This window comes from Polaribacter sp. YIW18 (genome assembly GCF_057219325.1).
Window position 1 is genome coordinate 13468 of record NZ_JBXVVE010000001.1, and the last position, 12585, is coordinate 26052.

A 12585-nucleotide genomic window follows, 5' to 3' on the forward strand; every position below is an offset into this window, starting at 1 on the left:
GAGAATAACTACTTTTTTAGATTATCTAAATTTTATCCAATCTAACTGTAAAGTACTACTATCATCAGTTGATTTAAATACAAGATATATGTCTATTTTTCTTATTTTATTATTTATTTTAAATTCCATTTTCTGGAATACTTTAGATTGATTTTTGGATGTTAATTTAAACTTGCCAATACATTTTCCTTTAGGGCTTTTCGTTCTTATTTCTAAGGTTCCTTTTTTACCTTTAAAAATTAGATTTGATATTAATTTTTCATATTTCTTATCAAAAGTAACATTCGCAAACTTTATCCAATCTCCATTTTTGATATTCGTAAGTGCAAAACCTTTTTCTTTACTTCCTGTTTTAAGTATTTCTTCTGATGACTTTTCGTAAAACCATTCTGCCTCAATTTTTCCCCAAGAAGCATTATATTGCCCAACTCCATTGCTGAAATGTTGATCTAAAAAATTAGTATCTGTTACAATTTTTCCATCATCATCCATATGACAATAGGTAATAATCGATTCTCTAAATTTAAAACCTTTTTTGATATAATAACACCAAATATGATAAAACTGACCTTTCCATTTAAAAAAACTTCCGTGTGCGTACTCACTTAATTGATAACCATTTCCTACTGAACCTGAACATTCATAGGGACCGTAAATATTTTTAGAAATGGCATAATTTCTACCCCAACTTAAATAGTAAATATCTTTGTGCTTGAAAATGTAATTCTTATCCATCCAATGTGGTGCGTTTTCCCAAGCATTACCAATAATTTGTATTGGTTTCGGAGTTTCTGCAATAGAAACCATATCCTCATTTAATTTTGTGATGTGAAAACCACCACCTTCTTTATCACCATAAATTAAATAGGGAGTTTTATTAGCATCATCATCAATTAAAATGGTAGGATCATGCATTGGAGCTACTAATGGTTTCCCTAGTACGTCCTTAAAATTTCCTGTTGGAGACTTAGCTGACATTACTCCAACACCTCGTTTTCTATCGGAAAAGTAGAAATAATAGTTTCCATTTCTTGTTGCAGCATCACTTGCCCAACAATCAGTGCTATTATCGTCCATATAATTATCATTGGGGCTTATGGTAGTTTGAAGCGACCAGTTTAATAAATCTATAGATGAAAAAACTCGCCAATCTTTCATTACCCAAGTTTTATCATTAGGATTTGCATCATGACCAGAATACAAAAAAATAGTGTCATTAAATACCCTAACATGTGGATCTGAAACACCCAATCCTTTTAAAATTGGGTTTTGAGAAAAAAGAGTATTACACAAAAAAACACATAAAATAATGAGATGTTTTTTTATGTGTTTTTGTTTGATAAACATTCTATTTGTAGAATTTATATGCTTTTATTTTTCTGCATTAACTCTTGCCTTTTGCTCTACAAAATAAGGCTGAAAGGTATATTTAGATTTTTCATCCCACTTGGCATTTTTAGTAGGCAATAACTTATTGAACTCTTCTATAGTTTCTTTGTATTCTGAATTACCAGCTAAATTTGTCCATTCATTAGGGTCTGTACTATGGTTGTACAATTCTTGGCTACCATCTTCATACTGAATATATCTATACTGATGTGTTCTTACTGCATGATTGTTCATACCATACGTAGTTAACGCATAAGATTCATCAACACCTTTATCTTCAGTCATCATTGACACTAAACTTTTACCTTCATTTCTGGAGTAAGCAGGTAATCCACTTAGCTCTAATAATGTTGGATAAATTGATAAGAATTCTACAGGTGCATCAATTTTCTTACCTTTTGGTAAGTTAGGTGCAGCAAACATTAAAGGTGCTTTTGTAGCAGTTTCCCAAAGACCGTGTTTTGCAAACGTTTCTTTTTCGCCCAAACGATACCCGTGATCAGACCATAAAACAATTATAGTATTTTCTGCATATTCGCTATTCTCTAAAGCATCTAAAACACGACCTAGTTGGTGATCTACAAAACTAACACAGGCCAAATAAGCTTGTACAATTTTTTTCCAATTTTTGGTTTCTTTTGCCCATTGTGTAGTTGGCATCATTGGTAAATCGTTAATCTGCAAACCAACATTTGGAATATCATTTAAATCATCTGCTTTATAAGGTGGAGTTTGAATGTCTTCTAAAGGATACAAATCGAACCATTTCTGTGGCACATATAAAGGAACGTGCACACGCAAAAAACCAACGCCTAAAAAGAATGGTTTCTCATAATCTCTTTGTAAACGTTCTATAGCCCAATTTGCAGAAGCATAATCTGGCATTAAGCTATCATTTTCTGGAAAAGCTCCCCAATCCGTACTCGTTCTGCCATGAACACCTTTGATACCTTTTCCGTAGCCATCCCAAACAAAACGTTTTTTAGGCAACGGTCCAAATCCTCTAACACGTCCTCCAGATTCGTGAAATACACTATCGGGAGCGTGATTATGAAACAACTTGCCAATCCCCATAGTATGGTATCCATTCTCACCGAAATATTCTGGTAAAAAGGTAATATCTTTCGTTGCTGGGTTTCCATTTCTTCTTACATCATTATCATGCGCCATACCGTAGATACCGGTATTTGATGGTCTTAACCCAGTCATAATAGATGCTCTTGATGGCCCACACAATGGCGCTTGTACATGTGCATTGGTAAAAGTTACGCCCATTTTAGCTAATCTATCAAAATTTGGCGTTTTTATGTTTGAAAAATTATCTATTGGGCCAATCATATTGTTTAAATCATCTACGGCTATAAACAATACGTTGGGTTTGGTATTGTCTACTTTGCTTACTTGCCCTTGTGTTGATTTATTTTTACAAGAGCTAATTAACAAACTAAAAACAGCTATTATATAAACGATTCTTCTCATGGTTGTGTTTTTTATTTGTTGATGTTTTTATAAAACGATTGTAAGGTATAAAATGCTTTTTTCTTATTCCCTGTTTCTGAAATTAAGCCTTTTCTGTTCCATCCATCTTGGTAAGGAATTAACATTCTTCTTGGAGATCTAAAATCGACTAAAGTCCAAGGCGTGATGCCACTTATCCCAGGGATTTTAGCTAAAGTTGGTAAGGTTTCTTCGTATAACAATTCTTGAAATTCTTCACTCCAACGTGTCATTTTATCAGCATTGTAGCCTTGCAATGCTCCTGCTCCAAATTCTGAAATGATTACTGGTTTGTCAATATCAATTTCCCATCGAATATTTTTGATGTTATCAATTTTACCACCATACCAACCATAGTATTGGTTAAAGCTTAATACATCTACTACTTTTGCAAATTCGTCTTCAACAATCATGATGTTTTTGTCCTCTTTTTTACCATGATCTTCTAAGGCTGCACTAATCAAACGAGTGTCGTCTAATTTTCTTGCAGTAGTTGCTAAGTTTGTTAAGAATGTTAAACGTTCTTGAGAAGTTGGTGTTTCGTTTGCCATAGACCAAATAATCGAACAAGCCCTATTTTTATCACGACTTATCAATTCTTTCAACTGTGTTTCTGCTTTTTTGTACGTTTCAGGGTTTGTCCATTGTATAGTCCAATACACAGGTATTTCTTCCCAAACTAAGATCCCCATTTGCTCTGCAACACGAATCATGTTTTCGTTGTGAGGATAGTGTGCCAAACGCACATAATTACAGCCCAATTCTTTTGCCCAGCCTAACAACACTTTTGCATCTTCTATAGACCAAGCTCTACCACCTCGCATTACATTTTCTTCGTGAATGGAAATTCCTTTTAAAAATATTTTTTCACCATTTAATAAAATTTCTTTGCCTTTTGTTTCAATTGTTCTAAAGCCAATTTTATCATTTACTTCATCTTTTGCAATAGCAATGTTTACTTCATATAATTTTGGATTGGTGTCACTCCAATATTTTACGCGTTTTACAGGAAACTTCACTTGAACAAATCCGTTTGCATCTGTTGTAAAGGTTTTGTTTACTTTCAATTCTGGAATGGTAAGGTTTACTTTTTGAGCTCCTTTATTTTCCCCATTCAATTGAATGTATCCTGAAACTTCTTTGTTGTTGTTTTTTGTTAATTGAATTTTATAATCTTCAATAAATGTTTGATCTAATTCGTAAACAGTTACATCTCTGGTAATACCTCCATAATTCCACCAATCTGTACTTAATGTTGGTACCTCGTCTGCAGCACGTTTGTTATCTACCTTTATAATTAAAAAGTTATCTTTTTCCTTTAAAAGATGAGTCATTTCAAAATTGAAAGGCGTAAATCCACCTACATGCACTCCCAGTTTTTTACCATTTAAATACACATCTGCTCTGTAATTCACTGCCCCAAAATGTACATAGTAACGTTTGGATGCATCGTAATTTTCTACATTAAACGATTTTTTATACCAAACTGTACCTTCATAATAAAACAGTTTTTCTTTTTGTGAGTTCCAATCTCCAGGCACAACCATAGTGGGTGCAGCATCAAAATCGTACTCTACTCTATCTGTTTTGTTTTTAGGTTTTTTGTTTAGAAAATAAGCACTTGAACCAGGATTTTCTGTACCATCATGTGGTTCCATTCTGTAATTATAATATCCAGTTTCGTAAACATCTACAATGTAGTGCCATCTACCATTTAAACTCTGACCTTTTCTTAAATAACTATTTTGTAATAATGGTTCATTTGCAAATGTTAGTATGGAAATGAATAGTAGACTTAGATTGATAATTTGTTTCATAATGAAGTGATACTTATTTTCTCTTATTTATATAATTTCAATGGTTAAAGTTACTTGTTTCTTTTTTAAAGAAGCAATTATTGGTACTGCTTCTACGCCAGGTACCATATTAAACAACCTTTCTTTTGGTGTTTCTTTTATTTTTAAAGTTGTAGTTGATGAAATTTTAACAGTCCCCTCTGGTTTTTTGATAGTGATTTCATATTCTGAAACTTGGGTTACTTTTTCTCCTGTTGGAGATACGATAGGCAAAACAAAAACAGTTGGTGTTTTTATAGCCTCATTTGTAGTTGCAATAATTTCTAACTTTTCAGTAGTGGCCTTATAATTTAAATTGAAATTTGAAGCCGTTTCAGTTACTTCTTCAAACTCTTCATTTTTAAGCTGCACTTTAGCATGATACTCCAAACGATCTGTTTTATCTTTTGATGTAAAAGTGGCTTCTAAATCAAATAAATTTGTATGCCAAACATCATCCTTAACTGTCTCTATTCTTGGAGTTAGCGCAAAATCTTCTCCAGGTTGTTCCTGTTGGTTATGCGCCTCTAACAACTTATACTTTGCCAAACTTGTGGTGCAAAGTAAGCCCACTTTCATGTGATATAATGTACATAATGATGCACCTGTTGCTTGTCTTACATCATTTCTAGTACTGTAAATGGAATCGTAAGCAGATATCGTTCCTCTCCAATCACCTTTCCCAAATAAAGAAACATCTAATTCTTTAAAATAGGTTTCTCCATTAGCTACTGCTCTTGGAAGTGGTGCAGTCTTATTGATTTTAGGAAGATGCTCCCAATGATCTAAAATGGTTGCTAAAGGTTTAGCGTGGGCAAAGGTATGATGTACACTAGCCTCAATGCCATGAGAAACATAATGTAACCCACCATAAAGCAAACCCTCTTTGGTACATTGTTGCAACAATTCTGTATTTTTAAATGTTGCAGTTCCTAATGCAGGATTATGACCAGCCATAAAAGAAAAAGCAGGTTGCATACCATCACTTGTTCTACTACCCCAATAGGTCCATTTAAACATTCGGTTTCCAAAACTATTATCTATTCCACCATCAGGTAGTATAAATTGTAAATGAGCATCTAAAGACTTTTTTAGAATTTGTAAAAGTTCATCATCTTTAGCTTCTATGGCATACATTACCAAATTATTTAGAGATTCTTCTATATTGTACCCTAAATCTATACCCGGAAGTCCTTTTGGACTGAGCGCTTTTTTGTTCTTATTTTGAATTTCACCAAAAAGCAAAGCATTGGGTTCAGAAAAATGACTTTTAATCTGATTTGCCATTTCCTTACTTCTTTCTAGATACTTGTTATTGTTAAGCATGGTACCAACTAAATGTAAGGCATAAATTGTGGTAGCACTGTAATTAATATTAGAATTCCCTACAACATAAAACCTATTATACACAAACTCCATAGCCTGTTCCAAACGCTTATACCAACGTTTTTTTCTAGTCTCATCAATTAAATCGCCATGAAATTTTAAAGTGTCTGCCAGTGCAATAGCTGCAAAAACAGTTGTTCCATCCCAAGATTTTGGATCTACATCATTTGTCCAAGCGCCATTCGGTTTGGTTACATTTTTACCCCATTCAAAAACAGCAATACCAGCATCTATATATTTTTGTTCGCCAGTAATTTTTGCCATACAAAAAAATGGATACACAGCATCAATAACACGACCATGCATCCATCCTGTTGGACATTTAAACTGTCCATGTATTGTTGGATCTGATGGATTTATGATTTGAATTTCAATCATCCCATCACACCATTCTTTTAATAAATTAAAAACTAGTTTTTTATATTCTGAAGAGTGTTCTGCGATTGGAGCAGTTTTACAGCTACTTAAAAGACCTGAAGCTGATAAAGATATTCCTAAACCTGTTAGGGTAGACAATTGAATAAAGTCTCTTCTTTTCATATTCTAAAATATTAAAACTAGTTTTTGATATACCTATGTAATGCTTGTTCTATTTTGATCTAAAAGCGGCTATCTTTTCTTGTAACTCCTTTACAATTTCTGGATTTTCTGCAGCTACATTATTCTTTTCAAACGGATCTTCATCAATATTAAATAACTGTACTACCTCTTTTTTCTTTCTTACAGGATCTGGAACGATAATTTTATATGGAGGAAAAATTGCCATATTATAAAACATACTATTTTCTATAGTATCAAAATCATGTGCATATACCTCTCCAAAAATTCCTTTACGAGCTTCTATTGCTTTTTTGTCTAAAACACTTACTCCTGATAAATTTGCTGGTTTTTCAATTCCTAAAATATCTAATACAGTAGGTACCATATCTATACTACTTGTTATGGTTGTTTTGTTCATTTCTGGTTTTATCTTACCTGCCCATTTATACATGATTGGTGTACGGATTCCCATATCGTAAGGTGCACGTTTAGAGTCTGACAAGTAACCACTTTTCTTAGGGTTTTGTCTCCAACCATTATCACAAACATACACAAAAAGAGTATTTTCAGTTAAGCCTTTATCATCAATTAAATCGAATAGTTGTCCACAAGTTTCATCAAACCACTCTATCATTGCCCAATATTTCGCCAAATGCTCAGAATCTGTTTTCTTTTTATACTTTTCGAACAAACGCGCTGGTGGATTATGTGGTCTATGGGGTAAAAAAGGAGCGTACCATAAAAAGAAAGGTTTCTTTTCTTTTAGTGCTAAATCTACATAACTATTAATAGTATCTAAACCGTCTCTTCCAATTTTTAATCCATAATCTCCATGTCTGCCGCCTCTTTTAGGATCTCCATGCGTCATGCCATCATCAAAACCACCTACTTTATGGTTACCATGCCACCATTTTCCAGTTTGAAATGATAGATAGCCTTTTTCTTTTAACATATCTGGCAGAGTAGTTTGCTTTTCAAAAGCAGCTATAACTGGTTTATAGGCTTCTGCTCTATTTGCCATACTTGTTTTACGATCTCCTCTTATTTTTTCGTAAACCTTATCATTCCCTAAAATTCCATGATCTTTTGGATACAAACCTGTAATGATTGTAGCTAGAGAAGGCGAACATAAAGGTGTTGGCACATAGCTTCTTGTAAACGTTAAACTCTCTTTTACAAATTGATCTATTCTTGGTGTTTCAATGTTTTCATCACCCATAAAACTGTAATCTGTCCAAGATTGGTCATCAGATAAGATGAAAACGATATTTGGTTGATTTTCAGCTTTTACTAAACCTGTTTCTGTTTCTTTTTTAGTTCCTTTTCCGCAGGAAATTAAAATGCTTAATGCAATTAATACTAAATATTTATTTTTCATTTTTAAATGTTTTATTAGTTTAATTATTATTTAATTATTAATTTTTGTGAGTACTGTTTCCCTTTATCATCGCTAATCACTATAAAATATAATCCACTTGACATTTTGTAATCTTTGGCATTGATGGTCAACTTGTTTTGAACGGTGTTATTTGAATACACTTTTACACCTAATGTGTTATAAATGGTTAAGTTTCTCCAAAAAGCATTGCCTGATTGTATTGTAAATGAATTCTTTGTAGGGTTTGGATAAGCTTTAATATCCGATAGAAAATCTATTTTTGAGAACATAGATCCTTGACATTCTATTTTTGTCTTTACTTCTATTTCATCTCCTTGAGTTACATCTATTAAAAACTGATTTGCATTGGTCTCTAAAACCAATTTTCCATTTTTAAATACTTTGTATGGTGCCATTCCTTTATCTACTGTAATAGCTACTTTACCATTATTTATGTTAACTTTACCAGAAAGTTTAATAGCCTCTTCAATAATTACTTGATAACATTGTTTATAATCTGAATCCTTAATAGTAATACAAAAATCATAGGTTCCTGGAGCTAAATCTTCAATTGTAATTTCATCAGTAAAATTGAAATCTACACCGTTAATTGTAACTTGATAATTAAACTTTTCTAAGGCGTTGATGGTTATTTTACCATTATTCTTTTCTTGACAAGTTTCACCAACTGTCTCAATGGTAAAGTTATTATTTGCTATATCAGAAAAATATTCAAAGTCTAATGTGTACTCTTTATATGCTTTTCCATCTGCATCTCCTACTATCGTTTCATTAAGAAATTGTAAAGAACTTCCCTTTCCTAGATACAAAGAAACATTAGTTTTTCCATCCTTTAATTCTGTACGCACAATTCCAAATTCACCTGTAAAATCTATATCAAGATGAGAAACAGAGGTATTGGAATCGTTAGAAAATATATAATCTATTATTTTAGAACCATTCACTTCTGAAACCACTTTTGCTCCAGCAATAACATCACCATTCATAATATGTGAAACCGATTTAACACTAGTATTCGTAGATTTTGAAGGTTCAAAAATATACACATAAGGTTTATCCCAAGCTTCTCCTTGTTGTCTTACAGCAACAATTTGTGTTTTCTTATTTACATATCCGTTTAATGCTTCTCGAGTTGCAGGACCTAATGCCTTTGTATATTCTCGAGTAACTCCAGCAGGTGCAAACATATTCATATAAGAATTGGTTGCATCTAAATCGAAACGAATGTACAAAGCATCACTGGTTGGTTCTGTTACTTTGGTATTTTCAAAAAAGCGCCAACCAGGAGATTCTACTGGATCTCCAATATCATTTTGATAACGGTTTGTTGTTGAAACAGGAAGGGTTGAACCATCTATGGTTTTAATTGTTGTAGCATCGCCTATATTATGATAAATATAGTCATGAAAATTATTTGTATTTAATGACTTTGAACGAAACATATCAAAATAATAAGCCGTTGTTGGACTGGTTCTAATCGCGCTTAACGTCCGTTGTTGGTCGCTATTATTTATGTTATCATCTAAAAACTGAGTTGCGAAACTAAAATTTGGACTTAATGGATCTTCAAGATGTGCTGGTTCTGAAGAAATATTGACAGTAGTATTTTGCCATACATAAGAATTGCTTGCCCAAGACCCTTGCTGTCTTCCTTTAGAAGTACCATTCACAATTACAGTGTTGTTCCCAGCATAAAGCCTAAAATAATTGGTGTGCATTGGTATTTTACGTTCTGCAACGGTTTTAGGCATACCTCCATTAGGCGCCATAATATCACCTAATCCATACAACTCCATTGTTATACCTGTTGCATGTGAATGGACATAATGTGCGCCACCAATAATACCACACAAACCGTATAACTCGTTATTATTTTCTGTATAGTTTCGTTGAAGTGCTACACCAGCATGTTTTACGATAACAGTAGGTTTATAATCAAATTCCTGAGTTGAATTCAATGGAAATTCTTCTCCCCAAAATAAACCAAGATGATCTAGACCACCAAAGGCTGATGTACCAAAAGCTTGATTTCGTCCACCTTCGGCATTGTAATATTGTGCTAATGCTGTTTCTGCTTTATCTTGTAAATCCGTTAATCCTTTTCTTTTAGCAATACTTAATACATATCTATATAAAGATTTAGAACCATCGTTATAACGTTTTGAGTCGCCATAACGAACATAAGATCTATTTGGATGACGAAGGTTTTCAAACAAAAACACACCATCTAAAACATTTCTGTATTTCGTAATAACGTCTAATTCCGGCTTAATTCGATCTACCATATTTAACACCAATTGAATTCGAGACATAAAGCTATAGCTTGTAGACTCAGGCCAAATACCTTGCTCTCCAAAGATTGGCATTACAGTTTTGGTGAAAGAATTTTGTCTTCTTGTACCTGTATTCCAAAACACATTAAATAAACGCTCTCGTTCTGTATCATCATCAATACATAAAATTGCTGCTAAAGCTCCAGGAGCTGTAAGAATTGGGTGATTGGAAACCAATTTACCATATTTAGTATCTCTCCCTCCAGATTCTAACAATGCATTTCCTACAACGTTTTTCATCGCTTTTTGAGCTGTTTCATTATTGTAAGGTATACGTTTTCCTGCAGTTTTATCGTAAACTTGCCTACCTTGTGTATTCAAAAAATTATAAATAAAATCATAGGCATATGCCAAATGAGGATACGTACTTCTAGGATCGTAAAAGTAGTTACCACAAATTGCTGTAGTTTCTGGAGTTCTAGGTGCTAATTCTTGAAAATAATGCCAAATTATATCAGCTGCATATTGAGCATAATCTTCATCTTCTGTTAAATAATAAAGCATCCCTGCATTTGCTGCTGAACTCAATACTTTAAAATGGGCTGAATTTGCACTACTAGTTTGAGATTCACTTAAATTATCATCATTTGCCAAAGCAATAATTGCATTTATGGTTTGTGCTGGATTTGATTTATGAGCAGCAACCTTAGCATCTACATTTTTCTTTAGTTCATTCTGTGCAAATTGAGCCCAACCATATTTACTTATTTTATCTAGTAGCTCTGTACGTTCATCAGTAGTTATGTGAATGATAGGGTGTTGTAAAGATTGTGCTGACAAGAACAAAACTTTGAACAAAACTATTCCTACAAGTATTTTTTTCATTTTTTTTATTTTTTTTATTTTTTAATTTTACCAAAGTTCTTCTTAACTCTTTTAATTGGTCCATTATCTCCTAACAAATACATTTTTCTAAAATCTGAACCTTTTTCTTTTTCTCCTACAATGATTCTAGCATCAGGGTGAGGGTTATCAATCAAAGCAGATATCACAAAGCCAGAGTTTTCTATTTGTAAAAAAACCTTGTTCTTTTTAAAAGTATCACCACAATCAAAACTATCCCACCTAGCAATTTCTCCAACATCATTATTGGTTTCACTCTCTAAATAAATACTAACTTCTTTTGCTGATGTTACTTCTATATCTCCATTTCCTCTTGGAAGGTTAGTATTCTTACTTTGTAACCACTCTTTTCCATTCCACCTAAAATGTTGCATGCGCTTTGGTCCGCTTCTTTTTGCTCCAATATCTGGACCAACTAAGACACCTACATGTGGATTTCCATTTGGATCTACATCAGTGATTGCTTGAAAAGTCCAATCATCAGGTATTTTTTTAACCAGAGTTTTTTCATCTGCCATTTCTTTGGTTAAAGGTATTTCTAAAAGTTCATTTTTAACATTTTTCCATTCGCCTGTCTTGGTGTCAAAAAGCATATAATACAAATTGTGACGTTCTGGAATGTGCCCACGTGTATCTTGAGGGTTATTTTTGTCTCTACAAATATGGTAATCGAATGCAACAATAATATCACCTCCATTACCTCTACTCACCCAAGGATACCATGAATCTTCGGCTTCTATATCTGTTCTGCGTTTGTGTTTTAAAAAGGAAACCGGTTCTCCAAATGTTTTTCCATTATCAGTTGACTTTTGATACACCCAATCACTTCTATGAGCTCCATGGCGATAAAAAAAGTAGATGTCTCCATTGTCCATTTTTACAAACTGGCTATAGGTCCCAAACAATGAAACATTATCCAAGGTTTCCCAACTAGAAATATCTAAAGGTTTTTTAGAAACTGCATGTAAATTTTTACCATAACCATGGTTTCCTAAGGGATTTTCTCCATGTTTACGCATACCTCCATGACCTCCAAAAGTAATATGAATATAGCCTTCATTGTCAATAAGTAATGCAGGTTTACCATGATTATCTATTTTCTTTTTACGATTCGGGTCTTTACCCATTTCACTAATACCGGCTTTAAAAGGACCTTTCCATTCTTTGGTTTTATGATTGTACGATACTACATAAGGATCTTCTAAAGGACCTTGATACGCCACATACGTAATTCCTTTGTGATACACTCCTGAAGGGTGTTGCACAATAGCCACTGTATTCCCAAAACCATTATCAGCAAAATAATCTACCATTATGTCTTTATTCTTCTCTTCTGAAGTTACTTTTTTACTGCCATTACATC

The 12585-nt window shown here is 33.1% G+C and carries 7 protein-coding genes; all 7 read right to left on the bottom strand.

Annotation, left to right across the window (positions count from 1 at the left end; all coding sequences use genetic code 11):
* Window positions 1-21: 21 nt before the first annotated feature.
* The 7 genes from AC2D6T_RS00045 to AC2D6T_RS00075 are packed head-to-tail and all read right to left on the bottom strand — an operon-like array spanning window position 22 to window position 12535.
* A complete protein-coding gene (locus AC2D6T_RS00045) occupies window positions 22-1347 on the bottom strand; it encodes a family 43 glycosylhydrolase (RefSeq protein WP_484680019.1) in 1326 nt (441 codons plus the stop codon).
* A gap of 24 nt (window positions 1348-1371) precedes the next feature.
* Complete coding sequence (locus AC2D6T_RS00050) at window positions 1372-2868, bottom strand: sulfatase (RefSeq protein WP_484680020.1); 1497 nt, start codon at window positions 2866-2868, stop codon at window positions 1372-1374.
* 11 nt (window positions 2869-2879) lie between these two features.
* On the bottom strand, window positions 2880-4703 hold the full coding sequence (locus AC2D6T_RS00055; RefSeq protein ID WP_484680021.1) for a glycoside hydrolase family 2 protein: 1824 nt from the start codon (window positions 4701-4703) through the stop codon (window positions 2880-2882).
* A gap of 27 nt (window positions 4704-4730) precedes the next feature.
* The gene (locus tag AC2D6T_RS00060) at window positions 4731-6647 is read right to left on the bottom strand and encodes an ulvan lysase-like protein (protein ID WP_484680022.1); all 1917 of its coding nucleotides are present in this window, start codon (window positions 6645-6647) and stop codon (window positions 4731-4733) included.
* A 49-nt stretch (window positions 6648-6696) separates the two neighbouring features.
* Window positions 6697-8025, bottom strand: coding sequence for a sulfatase-like hydrolase/transferase (locus tag AC2D6T_RS00065; protein WP_484680023.1), 1329 nt, complete (start codon window positions 8023-8025; stop codon window positions 6697-6699).
* 26 nt (window positions 8026-8051) lie between these two features.
* Window positions 8052-11204, bottom strand: coding sequence for a T9SS type A sorting domain-containing protein (locus AC2D6T_RS00070; protein ID WP_484680024.1), 3153 nt, complete (start codon window positions 11202-11204; stop codon window positions 8052-8054).
* Between the two features lie 14 nt (window positions 11205-11218).
* Complete coding sequence (locus AC2D6T_RS00075; RefSeq protein ID WP_484680025.1) at window positions 11219-12535, bottom strand: BNR-4 repeat-containing protein; 1317 nt, start codon at window positions 12533-12535, stop codon at window positions 11219-11221.
* Window positions 12536-12585: the final 50 nt, after the last annotated feature.